Consider the following 22,702-nt stretch of genomic DNA (forward strand, 5'->3'; position numbering starts at 1 on the left):
ATCCTGTCTCTTGGTCGTCATGGCGCCACCCGGTGCCATGACGACCCTCAGTTGCGCCACGATGTTCGCTACCTGCGTTCAGGGATCGACAACATCAAGCATAACTAAATCAAAACAATAAGTTATATTGTTTAACCCTATCGCCTAAAACACATTTATTTCTGTATTTTCTGCTAAGATCAGGCAATAGATAACATATAGTAGAGTCACTGAGCGTAGATAACGCCACAGCTCGTCATTGTGATCTCGTGTAACCACGCTCAATTTGTTCTTTTTTACTGCTGACGCTTCGGGTACGTGTGAAAACTAAAAAGAAATCCACAACATCGTCCAATGTCCTGCGCTATATCTGGGGCTCCGCGCTGGCGACAATTTTTTTAACCACCATAACGTCCTTCTGGCTCCTTTCCGGTTCATGGTCGATGTGGAAAAGCGCCCATAACAACGTCATCCAGTTTGATGTTTTTTACCGTGTGCTGCAGGTCTCCAATGACCTGGCCGGCGAGCGTGCTTTTGTCAATGAGCTGGTGCTTAGCCCGGCGGCAGAAAAAGAACAGCGCTGGCAGGCGCTTATCGAACACCAAAAAATCACCGACCGCGACCTGCAGACGATCCCAAAAGACCTGCTCTCACCGGCCCTGATGGTGGATATGGTAAAACAGCTGGAGCATTCCCGTCTCCTTGCCAGCGCCTTCCGTACCCAGGTACTGAGCGACCCGGATACCGCCAACCACACGATTCTCGATATGGTCGTGGCCACCGACTTTTACCATAGGGCGCTGTTTGAGCGAACCTCTGAGTTTCTCCTGCTGGAGCCCAGCGCCCTCGGCCCGATTCTGCGCGCTCAGGCCCTGGGAGAGTTGCGTGACGCCACGGGCCGGCTGGGCTCACAGGTGTTAATTCCGCTCGCCACCCATACCCCAATCCCCCAGGCCAACCGGGAAGCGCTGATCCGTGGTATCGAGAGAATCAATACCGCCTGGTGGATACTGCAAACCCAGGGCGATGAATCCACCTACCTGCCGATGTTCCAGAGTAAGCTGGATACGACACGCCGCGCTTTCGAAAAGGAGGGTATTGCCTTAATTAACCAGCTAAAAACGGAGAGTGATAAGGGCATACCCTACAGCGTGGATGCCGAAGGTTTTGCCACTCTCTACCACGCCAGCCTCAGCTCTTTCGACAATTTACTCGATACCTATATGACCGGCGTTAAGGATCACTACACCGCCGCCGAGCATCAGGCATTGCGGAATTTCCTCCTGCGTCTGGTGGTGCTGGGGCTGATCTATGCCCTGACTATCGCGATGATTTTCTATATTCGTTCGCGAGTCTTGCGCCCGATTCTGCGTTTAAACGATATCGCCGCGGCGTTGATTGCCGGCAAACAGCTGCATGTGCAGATCGATGACGATACCGCCGAAGAGGTACAGGAACTGTTTTCATCCCTGGGTACTTTAGGGGAAAAACTGCATGAAGATGCCCTGCGCAGCCGTCAGTACCAGCGTGAGTCGGAAGAAGACCCGCTGACCCACCTGTATAATCGTCGGGCCTTTACCAACCAGGCCAATGCCCGCATCAGCCAGTCCAGCAAAGCGCTTCCGGCGTGGTTAATCATGCTGGATGTCGATCGCTTTAAGTCGATTAACGATAACTGGGGACACCCGATGGGTGATGAGGTTCTGGTTGCTCTCGCGAATACCTTGCAGAAGTGCAGCCGCCCGGAGGACGTGGTGGGACGTCTGGGGGGAGAAGAGTTTGCGGTGCTGCTGCTAGCCAAAACCGCGGATGAGGTTGCCCGTTACGCCACTACCATTCAGCAGGAAATCCGCAAGCTGACGTTCCATACTACCGGGAATCACACCTTTAAAGTCACCGCCAGTTTTGGCGTATCCCGGGGCTGGCAGTGCCCGTTGACCGAGCTGCTGTCGCAGGCCGACAGCGAGTTGTATAAAGCCAAAAACAGCGGCCGCGACCGGATTTGCGGCCTCCCCTGAGTGCCGCCAGAGCCGCAGAACCCGGCATCACGCCAGGATCTGCGGCCCGGTCGATCAATGCTTCTTACGGTTACGGCGCATATCAATCGTCACCGCGGCGACGATAATAACCCCTTTGATAATATCCTGAACGTAAGCATCCACGCCGACAAAGGTGAAGCCGCTTTTAATTAAGCCGAGGATCATCGCGCCAATCAGGGTGCCGGTAATTCGCCCGACCCCGCCCATCAGGCTGCTGCCGCCGATCACCGCCGCGGCGATGGCATCCAGTTCATAGGACATCCCCATGCTCGACTGGCCGCTGCTAACGCGCGCCGCCAGCACCACACCGGCAAGGCCAGACAGCGCCCCGGCGATGGTATAGACGATCACCAGGTACTTATTTACGTTGATGCCGGACACTTTTGCCGAGGTCATGTTTCCGCCGATGGCGTACACATATTTACCGTAGCGGGTATGCTTCAGCGCAATGTGAAACAGGGCGGCAATCACGAAGAAGATAATTACCGGCATCGCGCCCTGACCAATCGAGGTAAAGCTGTCGGACAGGAAGCTAATCGGGTTTCCCTGGGTGTAATACTGTGCCAGACCACGTGCAGAGACCATCATCCCGAGGGTGGCGATAAACGGCGGAATACCGGTGCGGGTAACCAGAAAACCGTTGGTCAGCCCGCACAGCAGCCCCACGCCAATCCCGGCGCAAATCGGGATCACCGCAGGGAGATTCACCAGCGCAGGAAACATCGGTGACAGGCTGTCCGAGGTTTGCGCCAGGCTGGCCGCCACCACGGCCGCGAGGGCAATCACCGAGCCGGAGGAAAGGTCTATCCCGGTGGTAATAATGACCTGGGTTACCCCCACGGCAATAATCCCGATAATCGCCACCTGCAGGACAATCAGGATCAGTCGGTTGGTGTTCATCAGGAAAGACTGATCCCGGACAAACCAGCCGGCAATTTCAAAGGTCAGGGCAATCGCCACCATGACGATAAATATTCCGGTATCTTTCGGCAGTTTATGGCGCAAATTGCCCAGAAAAGAGGGACGCTCAGTTGCCGGTGCTGCGGTCAATTTCATATTGCTCATTCTCTACGCCTCAATGGGATGCCAACGACAAAATGGTTTCCTGATCGGCCTCGTCTTTATTGAGGATGCCGGTGATCCGCCCTTCGTGCATGACCATCACGCGGTCACTCATGCCAAGAATTTCCGGGAGTTCTGAAGAGACCATAATGACGGCGACACCGCGGTTCGCCAGCTCGCTAATCAAATGATAAATTTCAGCTTTCGCCCCCACGTCAATGCCGCGGGTGGGTTCATCGAGTATTAATATTTTCGGCTGCGCTAACAGCCAGCGGGCAATTAAGACCTTTTGCTGGTTGCCGCCGCTGAGGTTATTAATAATCTGATCCATGGTCGGGGTTTTAATATTCAGCCGACGGATCTGTTCCATGCAGTCTTCCGCCATCTTCATATGTTTGACGAACCCGCTCTTGCCAACATATTCCGGCATATTGACGATGCTCATGTTCTCCATCACCGAGAGCACCAGGAACAGCCCGGATTTTTTGCGGTCTTCGGTCAGTAGCGCCATCCCGTTTTCGATCGCCACGGAAGGCGAGCTAATCGTGACCGGCAGGCCATCAATCAGCACATCGCCGCTGTCAAAGTGGGTCATACCAAACAGGCTTTCCATCACCTCGCTTCGTCCGGCGCCGACCAGCCCCGCGACCCCGAGGATCTCCCCCCGCCGGACGCTGAAGTTAATGTCATCGAAATACCCTTTGCGCGACAGATGCCGAACCGTTAAAACATCCTCGCCAATGGTGTTATTGAATTTCGGGAACAGCTGGGTTAATTCGCGGCCCACCATCTGGGTAATCAACGACTGGCGGGTAAATTCCGCCGTCTGTTTACTGCTGACCCAGGCGCCATCACGAAAGACGCTAATTTCATCGGTAATGGTGAAAATCTCGTCCATCTTATGGCTGATGTAGATAATGGCTTTGCCCTGCTCGCGTAAATCACGAATGATCGTGAACAGGTGGGCCACTTCCCCTTCGGTCAGCGCAGAAGTCGGTTCATCCATAATCACGATATCGGCATTCCACGACACCGCTTTGGCAATCTCCACCATCTGCTGGGCGGCAATGCTCAGGTCGCCCACCAGCGCCTCGGCGGAGAGGCGGATGTTCAGTTTATTGAGCAACGCCTGCGTCTGACGGGTCAGCTGACGATGGTCGACAAAGCCGTATTTCATCGGCTCCCGACCCAGCCAGATATTCTCTGCCACGGTCATATGCGGCACCAGATTCAGCTCCTGGTGGATCATGGAGATCCCCGAGCGCAGCGCATCCATCGTATCCTGGAACTGCACCGGCTCCCCCTTCACCCGAATCGCGCCTTTATCGGGACGGTAAATCCCAATCAGGCACTTCATCAACGTGGATTTTCCAGCGCCATTTTCCCCCATCAGCGCGTGCACCGTTCCCGGACGCACGCGTAATGAGACATTGTCGAGCGCCTTCACGCCGGGAAAGAACTTGCTGATACCTTCGGCTTCAAGTGCAAAAGCGTTCATATCTCACCCTCCGTACCGCCGTTCCCGGCCTGATTATTTTTGGTTACGGCTGACGAAGTCAGACATATTCTCTTTGGTAATCAGCTGGTAAGGCACATCGATGATTTTTTCGACCTTCTCGCCGTTGGCCAGTTTCACCGCCGCATCCACCGCGCCTTCGCCCTGCCCTTTCGCGTCCTGGAAAATGGTGGCGATCATCTTGCCGTTTTTCAGCATCTGTAACGCATCTGGGGTGCCATCGACGCCGGCAATCAGGATGTGGTTCGGGTTGCTGCCCAACGCCTGCAGCGCGCCGATCGCCATCTCATCGTTGTTGGAGGCGATGGCCTGAATATCTTCCCCGCTGGTCATCCAGTTACTCACCACGTCCACGGCATCGTTGCGCATAAACTTGGCCGTCTGTTTCTGGACGATTTTGATATCCGGGTATTTTGCGACAACCTCTTCCACCCCTTTGGTGCGGTCACGGGTAGATTCGTTAGCCAGGTCGCCCAGCAGAATCGCCACGTTGCCTTTGCCGTTCATTGCTTTCGCCAGCGCTTCCATTTGCAGACGGCCGGCCAGCACAGAATCGGAGCCGACGTAGGCCATTTTGTCGGTCAGCGGCACCTGCGGACGACGGTTAACGAACACCAGCGGAATACCGGCTTTAGTCGCCTGGTCAATAATCGGTTTCACCGCGTTGGTATCGACCGGATTGACAATGATCGCATCGACACCCTGGCCTATGAAGTTCTGCACCTGCTGAAGCTGCTGCGCGACATCGCCCTTGGCATCTTCAACCTGCGATTTCACGCCCTCTTTTTGCATCTCTTTCTGCATCGCGGTACGCAGAATAGTCAGGAAGTTATCATCGAAAAGCGCCATCGAGACGCCCACGGAAAGGTCTTTGGCCATCACGGCGGCGGGCAACATACAGATTAACAAAGAGGCAACAATCGTTTTCTTGATGTTCATAGTTGATCCTTGGGGTTCGGTGATTTGCCGGTGCATTGAGATAAAATGAAAAATTCATTTCGTCATGTCGCTTTCTGATGCCGATCGACGCCAGGAACAGAGGGACGGCCTCTGAGGACCCTGTTTTTGTTCATGTTTATGAATACTGCTAAATTCAGTTGATTTTTAATGAATTATTAAAACAGTAGTTCATTAACCATGCGATTTGTCGACAGCCTCAATTCAGTTGTTTTGTTTCATTAACATCAAATATGAAACTTTTATAATTAAATAACTGAAATGAAAATTTTAAAACCGCCTGGTAACAGAACTTTGACAGATATCTAACATTGCTGCATAAACGAGCAAAAAATGAGAGGCAGGTTACAGATTGCGCACAAGTCAGCGCCCGGCAGGTGGCATTTAACCAAAGAAGATTTCACACACTCACTACAAGGTTAATTGAAACGCCATGCGCCATTTTTACCCAGCCGTGACGGTGAGGTTCCCAAAGCCGGCGCAGAGGCATAGACTGCTCGCTTCCGTCATCATTTGGTGCAGGCAACCTGCCATGTCCCGTCGATTTTCGCTTAAGCTCACCCTGTTGACCGTGGCGCTCACCCTGCCCGCGCTGGCGCAGGCTGCGCCAGATATTGAAGTGGGTTTTTCACCGGAAGGCTCGGCCCGGACGCTGGTGCTGCACACTATCAACCAGGCCCACACCTCGATCCAGATGATCGCCTACGCGTTTCAGGCACCCGATATCGCCCGCGCGCTGGTAGCCGCCGCGGCCCGCGGAGTGAATGTGCAGATCGTGGTCGATAAAAAACGTAATCGCGTAAAGGCCAGCCAGGCCATGATGAAATATGTTGTTGAGGGCGGCGTGGCGCTGCGGGTGGACGGCCACTATCACATTCAGCACGACAAGATGATGATTGCCGATGGCGACACCGTGGAAACCGGGTCATTTAACTATGCCCCGTCCGCCGAAACGGAGAACAGCGAAAACGTCGTGGTTATCCATCATCAGAAGGCGCTGACCCGACAGTTTATCGCCCACTGGCAATCCCGCTGGGCCCAGGGCGTTGCCTACGCTGGTTAAGGTCGTGCAGGTTGGTAGGGTTAGGCGTGGGGGATGTTCACAAACGCCCCTCGCCATAAATACGCAAGGGGCGTGGTCTTTCAGAGCCGTTTATTTCTGCGGACGCATCGCCGGGAACAGGATCACGTCGCGGATGGTATGGCTGTTGGTGAACAGCATCACCATCCGGTCAATACCAATCCCCAGACCCGCAGTCGGCGGCAGGCCATATTCCAGCGCCGTCACGTAGTCTTCGTCGTAGAACATCGCTTCGTCGTCACCGGCCGCTTTCGCGTTGACCTGATCCTGGAAACGCTGCGCCTGGTCTTCCGCATCGTTCAGCTCGCTAAAGCCGTTACCGATTTCACGCCCGCCGATAAAGAACTCAAAGCGGTCGGTGATCTCCGGGTTCTCGTCATTACGACGCGCCAGCGGAGAAACTTCTGCCGGATATTCGGTAATAAAGGTGGGTTGAATCAGGTGCGCTTCCGCCACTTCGTCAAAGATCTCGGTGACGATACGGCCCAGGCCCCAGCTCTTCTCAACATTAATGCCGATGGATTCGGCGATGGCTTTCGCCGCGTCGAAGTTATCCAGATCCGCCATTTCGGTTTCCGGACGGTATTTCTTGATAGCCTCGCGCATGGTCAGTTTTTCAAACGGCTTGCCGAAATCGAAGGTCTGCTCGCCATAAGGCACCTGCGTTTTACCCAACACGGTTTGTGCCAGAGTACGGAACAGCGATTCGGTCAGCTCGATCAGATCTTTGTAATCCGCATACGCCATGTACAGTTCCATCATGGTGAATTCTGGATTATGGCGAACGGAGATCCCTTCGTTACGGAAGTTACGGTTGATTTCGAACACGCGCTCAAAACCACCTACCACCAGACGCTTCAGGTACAGTTCCGGCGCGATACGCAGGTACATGTCCATATCCAGCGCGTTGTGATGGGTGATGAACGGACGGGCAGACGCGCCGCCGGGGATCACCTGCATCATCGGGGTTTCGACTTCCATAAAGCCACGGGCGACCATGAACTGGCGCATCGTCGCGAGGATCTGCGAACGGACTTTAAAGGTGTGACGCGATTCGTCGTTGGCGATCAGATCCAGGTAGCGCTGACGGTAGCGAACTTCCTGATCCTGCAGGCCGTGGAATTTGTCCGGCAGCGGGCGCAGGGCTTTGGTCAGCAGGCGCAGTTCGGTGCAGTGGATCGAGAGTTCGCCGGTCTGGGTTTTAAACAGCTTACCGCGTGCGGCGATGATGTCGCCGAGGTCCCACTTTTTAAACTGTTCGTTGTAGATGCCTTCCGGCAGATCGTCGCGCGCCACGTACAGCTGGATGCGGCCGCCAACGTCCTGCAAGGTGACAAAGGAGGCTTTCCCCATGATGCGGCGCGTCATCATACGACCCGCTACCGAGACTTCAATATCCAACGAGGTGAGCGCGTCGTTATCCTTGCCATCGAATTCAGCATGCAGTTGGTCAGACGTATGGTCACGACGAAAATCGTTCGGGAACGGGATGCCCTGCTCACGCAGCGCAGCCAGCTTTTCACGGCGGGTTTTCAGTTCATTATTAAGGTCAATTGCCTCATCGGCACTTTGTGCTTGTTGTTCAGACATGTTGGTTCCTCATAACCCTGCTTTCAATCTTGCTTCGATAAATTGAACCAGGCCACTATCCGGCTCAGCCTGGTGCGTGCGGGTCTCTGCACCAGTACGCCGCCACTCTCAGACGTTATCGCCAAAGAGCGAACGATAGAATATTTACGATCCTGGCTTTACTTAAGGCTGATATCACTCAGCAATTAAAGAATTAAAGCTTTTTCATTCACTGGCTAACCGTACCGCCAGAATATCCTCCTCCTAACAGATGAATGATGCAAGGCGCAGATCGGCGTGCGCCTTGCAACGGCATGACCGGGCACTATTGGTAGCCCGGACAAGGCGCAACGCGCCGCCTCCGGGACAACCACCTGTTTGCCCCCAGGGTTCTCCCGGTGGCGCTACGCTGACCGGGCTACGGGCTTGCACTATTGGTAGCCCGGACAAGGCGCTACGCGCCGCCTCCGGGACAACCACCTGTTTGCCCCCAGGATTCCCCCGGTGGCGCTACGCTGACCGGGCTACAGGCTTGCACTATTGGTAGCCCGGACAAGGCGCTACGTGCCGCCTCCGGGACAGCGGCCAGTTTGCCCCTGGATTCTCCCGGTTGCGCTACGCTGACCGGGCTACGGGCTTGCACTATTGGTAGCCCGGACAAGGCGCTACGCGCCGCCTCCGGGACAGCGGCCAGTTTGCCCCCCAGGATTCCCCCGGTGGCGCTACGCTGACCGGGCTACGGGCTTGCACTATTGGTAGCCCGGACAAGGCGCAACGCGCCGCCTCCGGGACAACCACCTGTTTGCCCCCAAGGATTCCCCCGGTGGCGCTACGCTGACCGGGCTACAGGCTTGCGCCGTCGGTGACCCGGCGTTTACCCACGCTGAAGACCGCGCCGAAGGCCAGGATGACAATGATCGCGACACACCCCAGCGTCCATTCCCCGATTTGCGAGAAGAAATGCTGCCAGGCGGTAATTGCCGTCTCGCTGAGCTGTGATTCGGTGGTCTGTTGCGCGACGATCCCTGCCAGCCAGTTAGCAACGGCCCCGGTCGCCAGCATATAAATCCCGGTCAGCACGCCGGTCACCCCAGGCATATTCAGGCGGGTGATCTGCGCCATCGCCACCGGATCGATAAACAGTTCGGCAAACCCCATCAGCGCCAGTCCGGTGACCATCAGCCCCATTGAGGCCTGACCATCGGCGGCACCGTGACGGGCGTTGAGGGCCAGCACCATAAACCCGCAGCCCATCAGCACCAGCCCAAAGGCAAACTTCAGCCAGACGCGAAGCGCCGAGCGGGTGCTGCCTTCCGGGCGCATCAGCCACGCCAGCACCACCCCTGCAGCCATCACCGCCACCGCATTCACCGACTGGAACAGCGCCGTCGGCACTTCAATATTCAGCAGATGGCGATCGACAAAACGATCGATAAACAGGCTGATCGAACTGCCGCCCTGCTGCGCCAGAACCCAGAACAGGGTGCCGGTCAGCATCAACAGTACGATTTGCCACAGCGCGCGGCGGTGCTGCGGGGAGGAGATCATAATCCGCGCCACCATCTGGGCGGCGAACACGCAGACGATAGCCAGCAGATAGCCAGACCAGTTATTTTCCAGCAGCAGCGTGAAGAAAACCGGCGCGACGCACAGCATCACCACCAGCCAGCCCCAGGTCGGCAACACAAATTTCACCGCGCACAGCGCCTGTTTGTCGACGCCGCGGGTGTGGCTGAAATGCCGATGGCCGCTCAGGAAAATCAGTAGCCCGATAAACATACCAATCCCCGCCAGCGCAAAACCGATATGCCAGCCGTACCATTGCGCCGTCAGGCCGCAGGCAATCGGCGCCGCGATGGAGCCCACGTTCCCCGCCGCGTACAGCAGTGAAAAACCGCCGTCACGTCGACGATCGTCGGTGGCGTACATCTCGCCAAGCAAACAGCTGATGTTGGATTTGAACAGACCATAGCCGCAGATAATGATCGCCAGCGCGAGGTACAAGCTCCAGGTGGCATCGGATTCAACGCCCAGCACCACATGGCCGAGCGTCATCAAGAGCGCGCCGGCAATAACTGCCGTGCGATTGCCGAGCAGGCGGTCGGCAAGCCAGCCGCCGAGAATGGGGGTCACGTAAACCAGAGAAGCGTAAGCACTGAACAGACTGATGGCGTGGCTGTCATCAAAGCCAAGTTGATGGGTGAGATAGAGGATGAGTAAGGCACGCATGCCGTAAAAGCTGAAGTATTCCCAGATTTGGATCGCTACGATGTAATAGATCGCGCGCGGTTGTGAGGGTGTTTTCATGAGGTCTCCTGCAGCGTGAAAAAAGGGAAGTGGCAAGCCACTTCCCCTGGAGCTTCAATTACTTATTGTTTTCTTCTTGCAGCACTTTAACGGTGTAACGACCATCCGCCTGACGATAGGCTCCGTGGATGTCGGTTTCGAAGCCCGGGTAGTGGGCGCCGATTTCGCACAGCATCTGCAGGAATTCCAGGACCGGACGGCTCTCTTCGGTGATCATTTCACCCGGCATAACCAGCGGTACTCCCGGAGGATACGGCAGGATCATGTTGGCATTGACACGGCCAACCATCTCTTCGAGATACACTTCTTCAGTTTTACCGTGCAGCTCTTTCTGGAACGCAGCGTATGGCGTGACCACCATGGCCGGTAGCACTTCGAATGCGCGGAACATCAGGTCCGGCAGGTTGTGGTGCGAGATCAGTTTGTGAATGTTCTGCGCCAGTTCCTGAACACGCATGTTTTCATAGAACTCTGGATCTTCACGATACAGTGACGGCAGCATGTTTTTCACACGCAGGTTCAGGTCGAAGGCACGTTTGAAGTCGGTCAGCGCACGCAGCAGACTCAGTGCTTTGGTTTTGTCGATCCCGATGCTGAACAGGAACAGCAGGTTGTACGGACCGGTTTTCTCAACCACGATGCCGTGTTCGTCGAGGTATTTCGCCACGATGCTCGCCGGAATACCGAACTCATCCATGGTGCCGTCTTTCTTCATCCCCGGAGTCAGCAGAGTGACTTTGATCGGGTCGAGGTACATGTGTTCGTTATCGATGTTTTTGAAACCGTGCCATGCGCTATCGGAGCGCAGCGGCCAGCATTCCGGGCCATCGATATGTTCCGGCTGCCAGACATCGAAGAACCAGCCTTCAGACTCGCCTTTCAGACGTTTGATCTCTTTACGGAACTTGATAGAACGTTCGATAGAGCCATCAATCAGACGTTTACCGGCGTTGCCCTTCATCATTGCGGCAGCGGTTTCCGTTGATGCCACTACACCGTAATGCGGAGAGGTGGTGGTGTGCATCATATAGGCTTCGTTGAAGGTCTCTTCGTTGACATCACCTTTTACGTGAATCATCGAAGCCTGAGAGAATGCCGCCAGCAGTTTGTGCGTAGACTGGGTTTCGTAAATCACTTTCCCTTCAACACGGCCACCGCTCATCCCGCATTTCCCGGCATAGATTGGCGAGAAGTTGGTGTAAGGCACCCAGGCGGAGTCAAAGTGGATGGATTTCACATCCAGCGTTTTCTTGATGAAGTCAGTGTTGTACAGCAGACCATCATAGGTGGAGTTGGTGATAACCGCGTGCACCGGCCAGGTGGCATTCGGCGTCTCTTTCACACGTTTGGCGATGGTCGCGTGCTGGAATTCGCTCTGCGGAATACCACCGAGGATCCCGTAAGCGTTACGGGTCGGGCGGAAGTAAATCGGCGTAATGTCGCTCATCATCATCAGATGCGTCAGCGATTTGTGGCAGTTACGGTCAATCAGCACGGTGCTGCCGGCCGGAGCAGAGTACATACCGACGATTTTGTTCGCGGTTGAAGTACCGTTGGTCACCATGTAGCTGCGTTCCGCGTTGAAGACACGCGCAATATACTCTTCCGCTTCTTTGTGCGGGCCGCTGTGATCCAGCAGTGAACCCAGTTCAGAGACGGAAATCGAGATATCAGACTTCATGGTGTTAGAACCAAAGAAGTCATAGAAGATGCTACCTACCGGGCTTTTCTGGAAGGCAGTACCGCCCATGTGGCCAGGGGTACAGAAGGTATATTTGCCTTCACGGACATATTTGAACAGCGCTTTGGTCAGCGGCGGCAGAATAGTATCGATGTATTCATCGGTATTCTGTTTGATTTTATCGGCGATATCGTCAGCGGCGCCCAGTGCATATTCGAAGAAGCGCACCTGCATCCGCAGATCGTTAAGGCTGACGTCCAGCGTTGAATAGGTGTTGGCGAAAGCATACAGCGGCATATATTCGTTCAGTTTGCTGATTTCTTCGCACAGTTCGAGATTGTACTTATCCCAGTCGAAGATCACGCCGCACAGGCGGGCGTTGTTTTCGATCAGCTTCAGTAAATCTTCGCGGTCGTTCGGATAGACAATACGGAAGTCCAGGCGTTCAAGGGCGCGATGCAGTTCACGGATAGGCTCTTCTTTAAAGTAGACGCCCATGTGATTCATGATTGCGATAACGTTCATAGTCGAATCTCCAGATATGGAGAGCCCCTCCCGTCACGTGGTGACAGGTGCAGGAAGGAGCTCCAGGAAAAGGGGTTACTGATTAATGTGCGCTGGCGGTAGAGCTGTCAGTGTTGTCATTTTCGTGCTGACGCTGGTGCATTTTGCGACCGTAGAACATCAGGATGATCAGGCTGACGATAAAGGTACCGGCCAGTTCGAAGGAGCTTGCCCCCATCAGGGCGATGAAGCAGAACGCACAGCCCAGTACGGAACAAATCAGGCTGACAAGGTTGCGAATGTTAATGCCTTCGAAGCGAATCAGGTCAACGCAGGAGTAGAAGTAAGGCAGCATGGTCAGCAGTACCGCGATACCGGTCAGCTCACCGAACAGGTCAGACGCTTTACCACCGCTGGAGTTCATCAGCGTGATCAGCACCATCAGCGCGGTCATTTTCACCGCGGCCAGCAGCAGGCCTTTTTTCGGGATACCGTTGTTATCAACTTCGCCATACACTTTCGGGAAGTTACCGTCGTTAGCGGCACGTACACCGGCCTGGCCCACCAGCATCATCCAGGAACCGAGAGATGTCAGACAGGCGAAGGCGGTGAAAGCGGAAACCACTGGCGCAGCCCAGCCACCGAGAATAGTCGAAGCACTGATGGCGAACGGTGCACCGGAAGCCGCCATCTGAGCGGCAGGGTACATACCGGCGATAACCTGAGTTGCCGCGATATAAACCACACCAGCCATTGCGGTACCGAGCATGGTTGCCAGCGGAACGGTGCGTTTCGGGTTTTTCACCATACCGGTACTGACGGCCGCGGATTCAACACCCACGAAGGCCCACAGGCAGAGCAGAATACTTTTGATAACCGCGTGGCTGTCCGGGGTACTGGATGTGTTCCAGTTCGCCTGATAGGTGGCTGCATCAAACCAGTGCCAGCCGATAACCGCAGTCATTACGACCGGAATCAATACCAGTACCAGACCGATGGTGGTCAGACGGCTGACCCAGGTACCGCCGAGCATATTCACGAAGGTAAATATCCAGACGATCGCAATACACGCAATACCGGCTGGAATCGGGTTATTCAGAATCGGGAAGAAGGTCGAAAGATAAGAGACGGCGGTAATACCGATTGCCAGGTTACCAATCCAGTTTGCATGATAATAAAGGACACCGGTCTGGAAACCGAACGCGGGAGATATTTCCCCGGCATATGCAATTGGGCCACCCTGCTGTGGGTTTTTGGTTGCCAGTCGGGCATATACATAAGCCAGCGACATTGCCCCAATAATAGAAATAACCCAACCCCAGATAGCAATACCACCGATGCTGGCAAGGTTCGCAGGTAATAGTGCAATACCGCTCCCCATCATATTACCAGCGACCACGCCGGTACAGGCAAATAGCCCTATCTTCTTGGCAGAACTCATGTTTGCTTTTCTCCTAAGTTTATTTTGGAGGTACAGATCATGATATAGAACCTTTAATTGACCCGACCAACTGCCAACCAGATTAAGGATTCATAGGTAAAAAGTCCTAAAGATAAAGTGAAATAACCACAAACATCAGACAAATGATATTTTGACATTTTTATGGCAACATATCAGGATGACATGTTGATATCATAAAAAGATAAACATTGATTAAAAACAACAGCTTAGATGGGTAATTTAATGTTGGAATTGTGTTATTGGCGAGGGTTTTATTGCTCAATAAATATAACAACTCAAGCGCTCAGAAGAAACATAAATTTAACCTCATCATGCTCATAATATTGAACATGATGAGGGTTTACTTAGCGCTTATCCCATTAGACTATTTTATTTGCCATTTTGGCCCTGGGCAGTGCTCACAAGATTTATCTTTGAACGCCCTTCAGGGCGACCCGAAGGGTGAGCGAAGCGAATACTATTCGCTCGTACTTCGTGTACGCTTCGGTGGTTCCACGCTGTCCGTGCCCAAACTGACTGCAACAATAGATGCCTTACGGGATCTGCTCCTATTCTGCAGAGAGGAAGTTATCAAGATATGGCACGACGCGGGTCACTGAGGTCTGGAATACCGCATTTTCAATCCAGTACAATGTGTTTTCACCAGGACGTAAATTAAATGCGGTCAGATAGGCATCGGCAGCTTCCCGGTTCTCTCCTTTCATTTCGTAGACTTTGCCTAACAGCACGTAATTCACCCACGACATTTCCAGATCGATCCCGGTATTAATAGCTTCATACGCCTCGTCAACTTTTCCCTGACCTAACAAATCCACCGTTTTAATTTGATAAAACACCGCCGTGTTTTTTATCCCCGGCATCTCGCCGACTCGCGCAATTTCGGCATACAGCGCGTTGAGCTGTTCTTTATTCAACGGTTGCTGCGAATGACGTAAAACATCCACCAGCGTTTTTTCGGCATAGGCATAACAAAACTCCGGTGAGTCTTTCGTCACATCATCAAGCAGCGCACTGGCCTTACCTAATGAGTCGACATCGCCGTTCATTAATAGCTGATGTGACTCGTAGAACTGAGTGAGCGCCGTGCTGTGCGATGGCTGATATTGTTTCAACATCGCCTGCATGCGATCGGACCAGGGTTGCTTAAGCGCTTCCGACAGGCTGCTCAGCAGATCGTTTTGAATCGCCAGCTGGTTATCACTGGTGATGAAATAACGCTTGTCCATCATCATCGAGCCGTCGGCGTTATCGACCATCTGCACGGACATAAAGCACTGCTGCGCGCGATAGTGGCGCTGGTTGACGAACTCAATAGTCAACGATTTTCCCGAACTGCTGGGTTCGTTGATGTTGTAGTCGGTTTTGTCATGCACCATAAACGTCGAGAAGGTGTTGAGCGAAGTCGCCACCAGGCTACCTAACCCCACCGCATAGGCGTGCTGCGACGCCCAGTTAGTACAGGAGCCGCCTTTCAGCAGGTGAATATCGATATCACGCGGGTTCAACAGCAGACGGGCTTTGGTGACCGGCGGTCGCGACTCCATCGTCGACAGCGCCACCAATGCCACGCAGGTCCCGAGTGCCAGCAGGAACAGGATCCAGACGCCGAAGGTGGTGATGCGTCGGCGCTTTTCCGATTTTACCGGCACCGGCTGACGTTGTAGCCCCTCGTCAGAGAGTTCTGGCGTAGCCGGCTCGCCCGGCACCGCCACCGGAGCGGTGGCTGCGGCCGTCGCCGGAGCAGGCATCAAAGGAGGGATAACCGGCGCGGGGGCTTCCCCCTCTTCCGTACACCAGATCACCGGCACCGTGAGCTTATAGCCGCGCTTGGGCACGGTCGCAATATATTCGGGGCTACTATCATCCCCATCTTTCAGTGACTTACGGAGTTCAGAGATGCTCTGTGTCACGACGTGGCTGGTGACCACGTTACGAGTCCAGACATTATCAATCAGCTCGTCCCTGCTGAGAACTTCATCGGGATGGCGAGCAAAAAAGACCAAAAGATCGATTAAACGCGGTTCAAGAGTAAGCTGACGCCCCTTCCGGCTAATTTGGTTATCGGAAGGGGTAACCAGCCATTCTCCCACGCGTACAACAGGTTGTTGCATAAAAAAGCGCCCAAAACGAAGAGGGAAAGGCGGGATGATAGCACATTTCCCATACCTAATTATGATAGGGGTCATTACCTTGAACGCGTTATATCAATCTACAATTATTTAACTTATCCAGTTTTTATGTCCAGACATCCCAATCAATGACCTATTAACTCCTGCTTGCTTTATGAATAAATCGTTCAGGAATACCGATCGATACCGCCGTTATTGCTCCAGAAAGTGAGGTTAGCGATACTGTGCCACCGCGCGCTCCAGGGCGCCAATATCCGGGCTGGATAACAGCGGTTGCAGGTGCAGCAACGTCTCTTCCGTTAATTCATAGAGCCTGAGCTTTAACAGTCGCGCGATATCCGCTTCGGGAAAACGCCGCTTAATCATGCAGGCCGGATTGCCCCCCACCACGGTATAAGGCGGGACATCTTTGGTCACCACCGCCCCTGCGGCCACCACCGCCCCTTCGCCAATTGTGACGCCGGGCATAATCATCGCCCGCATGCCAATCCAGCAGCCATCTTTCAGCACGGTATCGCCGCGCGGTTGATAAGCTTCTTTGACGGAAGCCGCAAATGGATAGAAGCTGACCCAGTCGAGTCGGTGGGTACTGTTGCCGCCCATCAGAATGACCGCTTCCGCGGCGATGCAGACAAAATTGCCGATAATGAGCTTATCCACATGGCCTAGCGGCCCCCACTCCTCGCTGACACTATCGTCATGCAGGTGACGTACAACGCCACGTTCAAAGCCCCGATCCCAGAAATCGCTGTAGTAACTATGGGTGCCGTGAATAATGATATTCGGGTTCTTGACCGTCTGGTGCAGGCGTTCGGTTATCGCCCAGTGTTTGTCCGCCATCGTGGCATTCCTTCTTGCTTTTTATATGATGACTGCGTGCAGGTGAATCATCATAAGCTAAAAGTTTCGGCGCAGGAACAACCACTTAATAGCGGGAAGGGACCCCATCAGGGCAGGTTTTAAAACGCCGATGGAGCCACATATATTGCTCTGGTGCCATCAGAATGCACTGTTCAATAATGTTGTTCATCCAGCTGGCCGTACTTTCTGCGCTCTCAAGTGGCGGGGTTGATTCCGGCGTCAACGAAATCAATTCATAACCACCACCATTAGGTTTGCGACGAGGAACAAAAGGCACGATCGCCGCTTTCGACATTTTAGCCAGAATCCAGGTTCCGGTCGTTGTAGCCGCCTGCTCGACGCCAAAAAAAGGGGCAAACACGCTGCTTTCCGGGCCATAGTCGTGGTCCGGCGCGTACCAGAGGATCTCCCCCTCTTTCAGGACACGTACCATCCCTTTCAGGTTTTTGCGATCCAGCATGGTCTTGTTCGAACGTAACCGCCCGCGGGTCTGTAGCCAGTCCAGCACCGGATTATCGTTGGGACGGTATACGCCAACGCCCGGCGTATGCATGCCGAACATCCGTGCCCCCAGCTCAAGGGTGAGGAAATGCACGCCAATCAGCAGCACCCCCTGCTTTTGTTGCTGCAGGTTAATCACTTCCTCCACGCCGCTGGTTTCGCTCCAGCGGGCAATTCGGCTCGCGGGCCAGAACCACGCCATACCCGTTTCCATCAACCCCATTCCCAGGGATTCAAAGTTTCGTCGCACCATCTCATGGCGCTGAACATCGTTCATTTCAGGAAAGCACAGTTCGACATTGCGCTCGGCAATACTGACACGACGCTTCATAAAGCGCATCGCCAGGCGCCCCATCGCCGTGCCAAGGCGATAGATGAGCGGATAAGGTAGCTGCACCGCCAGCCATAACAAACCCGCCCCCAGCCATATCAGCCAGTATTTAGGGTGAAAAAAAGAGCGCGAAAATTGTGGTAAAGGCGACATGGGGATCCTGTTTATTCAATATAGGAAACTCGACAACATGGCATGGCACACGCGGAATATCGCGCAGCGGAGGCGGTTTTATTTAATCGATGGCAATATTGTCGTGCGAATAAGAATAAAATTATATCGCTGAACCGGGCGCAGGATACTCTGTTGTGTGTAACAAATTTATTATTAATTAAATTATTCAGTCATCCATGAAATAGCATATCGCCAGCCCACATAAAAATATCTTTGAGAATAAGAGCCTAATGGGACAGGCGCTAAGTGGATAACATCTTAATTATTCGCTGTGGCTGCCATTCAACATGTGAACAGCCGTTCGCCCCTGAATGAGGCGAACGGCGAATTGGCGTTAGTGCACCCGATCCGCGTCCGGCGTTGGCAAGCTCGTCAGGACCGTTCGTGAGCGGTGGCTATAGTAATATATGCCGATCAGCAGCAAGGTAAACGGAATGCCGAACCATAACGTCATGCGGAAGAAATCGGTGAACGCCGTTGAGATCAGCAGCGCCAGCATCAGACTGGCCCCCAGCAACGGAGTCCAGGGATAGCCCCACAGCCGAAACTTCAACGCCGTTTGCCGGTGCTGACGGCGGAAGAACAGATGGGTGATAAAGATCATCAGCCAGGTGAAACAGGCGCCATAGACCGAAATGGACATCATGGCGGCAAATGCCTGCTGCGGGTAGAGCACGCTCAGCACGATGGAGATCATAATCCCGACGCACGAGATGGCCAGCGCATTCACCGGGATCCCGCGCGTGCTGATCCGGCCAAATCCCGCCGGTGCCTGGCGAGCCCGCGACAATGAGAACATCATGCGGGTGGTGATATACAGCTGGCTGTTCATCGCCGAGAGCGCCGCAATCAGGACAATAAAGTTAAAAATACCGCCGGCATACGGCAGATGAATTACGTTCATCGCCACCAGGAAGGGGCTTTCGCTGGTGCCGGACTGACGCCACGGCACAATCGCCAGCATCAGCGCAATCGACAGCATATAGAAGATAAACAGGCGCAGGATGGTTCCTTTAAACGCCGACTTCACCGCCACCACCGGGTTTTTAGCCTCGCCTGCCGCCACGGCAATCATTTCGATGCTGAGATAGCTGAAGATAGCGACGATGGTCGCAAACCACATACCGCTCACCCCAAACGGCATAAACCCACCGCTGGCGGTAAAATTATGCAGGCCGTAGGTAGGATTGGCAGAGAAGGCGAGGATCCCCAGGCCAATCAGGATAAACGCCGCGATCGCCAGCACCTTGACCGTCGAGAGCGCATACTCCACCTGACCAAACCATTTCACACCGATAACATTAATCACAATCACCACGGCGGAGAACAGCAGCACCCACGGCCAGACCGGCGTATCCGGGAACCAGAACTGCATATACATCCCGATCGCAGTGACTTCGGTTCCCACCGCCAGCACCACGCAGGACCAGTAGGAGTAGCGCACCAGAAATCCGCACAGCGGGCTCAGGTAAAACTCGGCATAGTCGCCGAAGGAGCCAGGAGTGGGATGCTCTGAGGTCATCTCTGCCAGACAGCCCATCAACAGCAGCGCGATCACGCCGCCAATCAGATAGCTCAGCAACACCGACGGCCCGGCCATCTGAATCGCATAGGCGCTGCCGAGGAACAACCCGGTACCAATCGCCCCGCCAATCGCCAGCATCGACATCTGCCCGGCGGTCAGTTGCTTCTTCAGCCCGTCCTGGCGCTGCGCAATCTCATCAAAACGCTTACGATCTTTCATCGGTTCCTGCCTTAGCGACGGGCGGTGGTGACATCGAGGATCGCGGCGGTGACGTAGTCAATATTGTCACCATTAAGGCCGGGCAGACACATGCGCCCTGGGGCCACCAGATAAATGGAATAGCGCTCACGCAGTTCGCTGACCTGACGCTCGTTAAGGCCGGTATAGCTGAACATACCTCGCTGATCGCGGATGCGCCGGTAGTCCAGCGCAGAGGCCCCCTGCTCCAGCCCGGCGGACAGACGCTGGCGCATCAGTTGGATCCGCTCACGCATGGTGGCGAGCTCCGCCTGCCACTGCTGGCACAGTTGTGTATCGGCTAATATCGTCTCAACTATGCGGCTACCGTGGGTCGGCGGGCAGGAGTAGCTCCGGCGAATCAGGGTTTTGAGCGCCCCCTGAACATTGGCAGCGTCGCTGGCGCTGGCACAGCGGACCGTCAGTCCCCCAACGCGCTGGCCATACAGGGCAATATTTTTCGAAAACGAGTTGGCGACGATAAAATCAAGATCGCTCTCCAGCGCCAGCCTCAGCGCATAGCAGTCCTCTTCCAGGCCGGCACCGAAGCCCTGATAGGCGATATCGAAGAAGGGCAACAGCCGCTGCGTCTGCATCATGGCCAGCAGGGTCTGCCACTGGCTGTGGCTCAGGTCAGTGCCGGTCGGGTTATGGCAGCACGGATGTAACAGCACCGCGGTCCCGGCGGGCAATGTCTGCAGGAGCGCCAGCATCTCGGCAAAGCGCAATTCGCCGCTGAGGTTGTCGAAATAGGGGTAATGGTTGACCTGAAGTCCCGCGCCGGAAAAAATGGCCTGATGGTTAGCCCAGGTCGGGTCGGAAACCCAAATCTCTTTACGCTGTAAAAAGTGCACCAGCAGGTCTGCCGCCAGCTTTAATGCCCCCGAACCGCCCACGGTTTGCACCGTCGCCAGCGCGTGCTGCGCAGCGGTTGGCCCCAATAACAACGTTTGGATCTGGCTGGCAAAACGCGCACTGCCTTCAATCGGCGGGTAACCGTGCGGTTGCTGCAACGCCAGCAATTGCTGCTCTGCCTGCTGAACGGTATCCAGCAGCGGAATAGCCCCGCGCTCGTCGTAATATAAGCCAATGCCTAAATTCACTTTTCGCGGATGGCGGTCCTGTAAATACGCCTCCATCAGCGACATAATAGGATCGGGAGTCGATGGTTTAATTTCTGAGAACATAGGTATCCTTAGCCATAATAAATTATGGCCAGCAGGTGAATATTTATTGTTGTTTTCAAGCCGTCGCGCTGACGGTAATCTCTATTTTCATGCCAGGCACCACTAATTTATCCACGATAACCGTCGAACGATTCGGATAAGGTGCATTGAAGTAGCGTCGGTAAATATTATCCAGCATCGCTACATCGTTAACATCGGTAAGATAAATAATGACCTGTAATACATTATCGCTATGACTCCCGGCCGCCTGAAGCGTGCGGGCGAGATTATCAAAGGTCAATGTGATCTGTTTTTCCGCCGCACCGGTTTCAATGCTGCCATCGGTGCGGACCGGGCCGTGTGCAGTAAAAAGCATCCCACCGCCACGCGTCGCCCAGGAAAAGGGCTGACCGATATCCGGCAGGTCGGTCTGGATTACGTCTCGCATAAAGGCTTCCTGTGTTCGCAAAGTACGCTTAAAAGTGCGCCATCAATGGCAAACAGCGCATCAAGGATGGAGTAGTGATTGGCATTCTCTATCGCCATTTTCCCGACCGTTCGTCCCTGCTGGCACAGCTGCCGGGCATAGTATTCACTCTGTGCAATCAGCTCTGGTCGCTCGAGACTGCCGTAAAACAGCGTTAGTGGCGCGGCTTGTACCGGCACGTGGCGCAGCGGACTGAGCTCGCGCACTTCCTGCGCCGTCAGCTGTAATTGTTGATTCACCGCGGTGGTCAGCAGCGGTTCGAGCTCAAAAATACCGCTGATCGCCAGGACCGCCTCCACGCCCGGATGAGCCTGCCAGCAGGCCGCCAGATGCCCTCCGGCAGAATGTCCACTGAGATACAGCGGCCCCGCCACGCCCGGTTGGCGAGCAATCGCATCCAGCGCCGCGCCAATTTGCTGGTGGATCGTCGTCAGCGTGACCTGCGGCGCTAACGAATATTCCACCAGCATTACATCAAACCCCAGCGCCAGCGGCCCTGCGGTAATAAAGGCAAAATCCTCTTTATTGCAGGATTGCCAGTAGCCACCGTGGATAAATACTATTGTTCCTACTTTCTCTTCCGGGGAAATAAACCAGTCAATATCCTCCCGCACCTTTTCACCATAAGAAAAAGTCATGATATTTTTACAACGTTGATAAGCCTGCTGGCTCCGCCGCTGAAAATCAGCCAGTATTTCCGCTTCATTATCTACGGTAGTGCTGTTGTCATAACTCCCGGCGCTGAGTTTCATATATTAAACTTTGTTTATTATTTAAGATGTGGCTTAACTATTAGCAACGAGAAAATTTATTGTCAAGCATGCTTAAAGTGGAATGCGTGAGGGTTAATAGAATTTAATTTTTCGCCTGAATAAGTTTTACCAGTGAAACTTTTACCGGGTGATAAGGCCATTGAGAGGGGGATGGACGAGGCATTACGATTCACTTTTCGCCACCGGCATCTTGCGGTTGCCCCCCTCCGGCTCATCGTACTGTGACCGAGTCAACGTCCTGAGACACCGCTGGGGGGTCCAGATTGTACAAACATCGGGAAAAGGCCATACTCAACGACATAAATAAGCCATTGTTTTGATATTAATTTGGCCGTAGTAATGTCGGGTCTCAAAATGTATA

The 22,702-nt window shown here is 54.2% G+C and carries 16 protein-coding genes; 2 read left to right on the forward strand and 14 right to left on the reverse strand.

Annotated features, from left to right (window positions below):
• Positions 1 to 299 precede the first annotated feature (299 nt).
• Entirely contained in the window at positions 300 to 1,997 is a 1,698-nt protein-coding gene (locus tag ACMYSP_RS06495; protein ID WP_434586053.1) for a diguanylate cyclase domain-containing protein, read from the forward strand.
• Positions 1,998 to 2,051: 54 nt separating this feature from the next.
• Here the strand turns inward: ACMYSP_RS06495 and ACMYSP_RS06500 are convergent, their stop codons facing one another.
• Genes ACMYSP_RS06500 through ACMYSP_RS06510 form a run of 3 tightly spaced genes read right to left on the reverse strand, consistent with a single transcriptional unit; the run spans position 2,052 to position 5,535 of the window.
• Positions 2,052 to 3,074 (reverse strand): ABC transporter permease, encoded by a 1,023-nt coding sequence (locus ACMYSP_RS06500; protein WP_434587031.1) that lies wholly within the window; start codon positions 3,072 to 3,074, stop codon positions 2,052 to 2,054.
• A gap of 19 nt (positions 3,075 to 3,093) precedes the next feature.
• Entirely contained in the window at positions 3,094 to 4,578 is a 1,485-nt protein-coding gene (locus tag ACMYSP_RS06505; protein WP_434586054.1) for a sugar ABC transporter ATP-binding protein, read from the reverse strand.
• A gap of 33 nt (positions 4,579 to 4,611) precedes the next feature.
• Positions 4,612 to 5,535 carry a sugar ABC transporter substrate-binding protein gene (locus ACMYSP_RS06510; RefSeq protein ID WP_123755794.1) on the reverse strand — a complete coding sequence of 308 codons (924 nt, stop codon included), beginning with the start codon at positions 5,533 to 5,535 and terminating at the stop codon, positions 4,612 to 4,614.
• A gap of 550 nt (positions 5,536 to 6,085) precedes the next feature.
• Between ACMYSP_RS06510 and ACMYSP_RS06515 the strand changes: the two genes are divergently transcribed.
• The gene (locus ACMYSP_RS06515; protein ID WP_434586055.1) at positions 6,086 to 6,616 is read left to right on the forward strand and encodes a phospholipase D family protein; all 531 of its coding nucleotides are present in this window, start codon (positions 6,086 to 6,088) and stop codon (positions 6,614 to 6,616) included.
• Between the two features lie 90 nt (positions 6,617 to 6,706).
• On the opposite strand, the gene lysS is transcribed toward ACMYSP_RS06515, so the two are convergent.
• From lysS to ACMYSP_RS06570, 11 genes are all read right to left on the reverse strand, one after another.
• The gene (gene lysS / locus ACMYSP_RS06520; RefSeq protein ID WP_434586056.1) at positions 6,707 to 8,224 is read right to left on the reverse strand and encodes a lysine--tRNA ligase; all 1,518 of its coding nucleotides are present in this window, start codon (positions 8,222 to 8,224) and stop codon (positions 6,707 to 6,709) included.
• Positions 8,225 to 9,046: 822 nt separating this feature from the next.
• A complete protein-coding gene (dtpD, locus tag ACMYSP_RS06525) occupies positions 9,047 to 10,510 on the reverse strand; it encodes a dipeptide permease DtpD (RefSeq protein ID WP_434586057.1) in 1,464 nt (487 codons plus the stop codon).
• Positions 10,511 to 10,568: 58 nt separating this feature from the next.
• The gene (cadA, locus tag ACMYSP_RS06530; RefSeq protein WP_434586058.1) at positions 10,569 to 12,716 is read right to left on the reverse strand and encodes a lysine decarboxylase CadA; all 2,148 of its coding nucleotides are present in this window, start codon (positions 12,714 to 12,716) and stop codon (positions 10,569 to 10,571) included.
• Between the two features lie 82 nt (positions 12,717 to 12,798).
• Complete coding sequence (cadB, locus tag ACMYSP_RS06535; RefSeq protein ID WP_434586059.1) at positions 12,799 to 14,136, reverse strand: cadaverine/lysine antiporter; 1,338 nt, start codon at positions 14,134 to 14,136, stop codon at positions 12,799 to 12,801.
• A gap of 569 nt (positions 14,137 to 14,705) precedes the next feature.
• Entirely contained in the window at positions 14,706 to 16,268 is a 1,563-nt protein-coding gene (cadC, locus tag ACMYSP_RS06540; protein ID WP_434586060.1) for a lysine decarboxylation/transport transcriptional activator CadC, read from the reverse strand.
• 231 nt (positions 16,269 to 16,499) lie between these two features.
• Positions 16,500 to 17,126, reverse strand: a complete 627-nt coding sequence (locus ACMYSP_RS06545; protein ID WP_434586061.1) for a CatB-related O-acetyltransferase — start codon at positions 17,124 to 17,126, stop codon at positions 16,500 to 16,502.
• Between the two features lie 85 nt (positions 17,127 to 17,211).
• A complete protein-coding gene (locus tag ACMYSP_RS06550; RefSeq protein WP_434586062.1) occupies positions 17,212 to 18,132 on the reverse strand; it encodes a Kdo(2)-lipid IV(A) acyltransferase in 921 nt (306 codons plus the stop codon).
• 355 nt (positions 18,133 to 18,487) lie between these two features.
• A complete protein-coding gene (locus ACMYSP_RS06555) occupies positions 18,488 to 19,897 on the reverse strand; it encodes an amino acid permease (RefSeq protein WP_434586063.1) in 1,410 nt (469 codons plus the stop codon).
• An 11-nt stretch (positions 19,898 to 19,908) separates the two neighbouring features.
• Entirely contained in the window at positions 19,909 to 21,102 is a 1,194-nt protein-coding gene (locus ACMYSP_RS06560; protein ID WP_434586064.1) for an aromatic amino acid transaminase, read from the reverse strand.
• A 55-nt stretch (positions 21,103 to 21,157) separates the two neighbouring features.
• Positions 21,158 to 21,529, reverse strand: a complete 372-nt coding sequence (locus ACMYSP_RS06565) for a RidA family protein (protein ID WP_434586065.1) — start codon at positions 21,527 to 21,529, stop codon at positions 21,158 to 21,160.
• Positions 21,517 to 22,320, reverse strand: a complete 804-nt coding sequence (locus ACMYSP_RS06570) for an alpha/beta hydrolase (protein WP_434586066.1) — start codon at positions 22,318 to 22,320, stop codon at positions 21,517 to 21,519. The genes ACMYSP_RS06565 and ACMYSP_RS06570 overlap by 13 nt, the downstream gene beginning before the upstream one ends.
• Between the last annotated feature and the right edge of the window lie 382 nt (positions 22,321 to 22,702).

The sequence above is a fragment of the Klebsiella sp. R390 genome (assembly GCF_051131745.1).
GTDB lineage: Bacteria > Pseudomonadota > Gammaproteobacteria > Enterobacterales > Enterobacteriaceae > Klebsiella.

Bases quoted from the DNA above. Each gene is read 5' to 3' on its own strand.
- dtpD (WP_434586057.1), bottom strand. From the start codon at position 10,510: ATGAAAACACCCTCACAACCGCGCGCGATCTATTACATCGTAGCGATC.
- ACMYSP_RS06565 (WP_434586065.1), bottom strand. From the start codon at position 21,529: ATGCGAGACGTAATCCAGACCGACCTGCCGGATATCGGTCAGCCCTTT.
- ACMYSP_RS06515 (WP_434586055.1), top strand. From the start codon at position 6,086: ATGTCCCGTCGATTTTCGCTTAAGCTCACCCTGTTGACCGTGGCGCTC.
- ACMYSP_RS06560 (WP_434586064.1), bottom strand. From the start codon at position 21,102: ATGTTCTCAGAAATTAAACCATCGACTCCCGATCCTATTATGTCGCTG.
- ACMYSP_RS06505 (WP_434586054.1), bottom strand. From the start codon at position 4,578: ATGAACGCTTTTGCACTTGAAGCCGAAGGTATCAGCAAGTTCTTTCCC.
- ACMYSP_RS06550 (WP_434586062.1), bottom strand. From the start codon at position 18,132: ATGTCGCCTTTACCACAATTTTCGCGCTCTTTTTTTCACCCTAAATAC.
- ACMYSP_RS06545 (WP_434586061.1), bottom strand. From the start codon at position 17,126: ATGGCGGACAAACACTGGGCGATAACCGAACGCCTGCACCAGACGGTC.
- ACMYSP_RS06510 (WP_123755794.1), bottom strand. From the start codon at position 5,535: ATGAACATCAAGAAAACGATTGTTGCCTCTTTGTTAATCTGTATGTTG.
- ACMYSP_RS06570 (WP_434586066.1), bottom strand. From the start codon at position 22,320: ATGAAACTCAGCGCCGGGAGTTATGACAACAGCACTACCGTAGATAAT.
- cadB (WP_434586059.1), bottom strand. From the start codon at position 14,136: ATGAGTTCTGCCAAGAAGATAGGGCTATTTGCCTGTACCGGCGTGGTC.
- lysS (WP_434586056.1), bottom strand. From the start codon at position 8,224: ATGTCTGAACAACAAGCACAAAGTGCCGATGAGGCAATTGACCTTAAT.
- ACMYSP_RS06555 (WP_434586063.1), bottom strand. From the start codon at position 19,897: ATGAAAGATCGTAAGCGTTTTGATGAGATTGCGCAGCGCCAGGACGGG.
- cadC (WP_434586060.1), bottom strand. From the start codon at position 16,268: ATGCAACAACCTGTTGTACGCGTGGGAGAATGGCTGGTTACCCCTTCC.
- cadA (WP_434586058.1), bottom strand. From the start codon at position 12,716: ATGAACGTTATCGCAATCATGAATCACATGGGCGTCTACTTTAAAGAA.
- ACMYSP_RS06500 (WP_434587031.1), bottom strand. From the start codon at position 3,074: ATGAAATTGACCGCAGCACCGGCAACTGAGCGTCCCTCTTTTCTGGGC.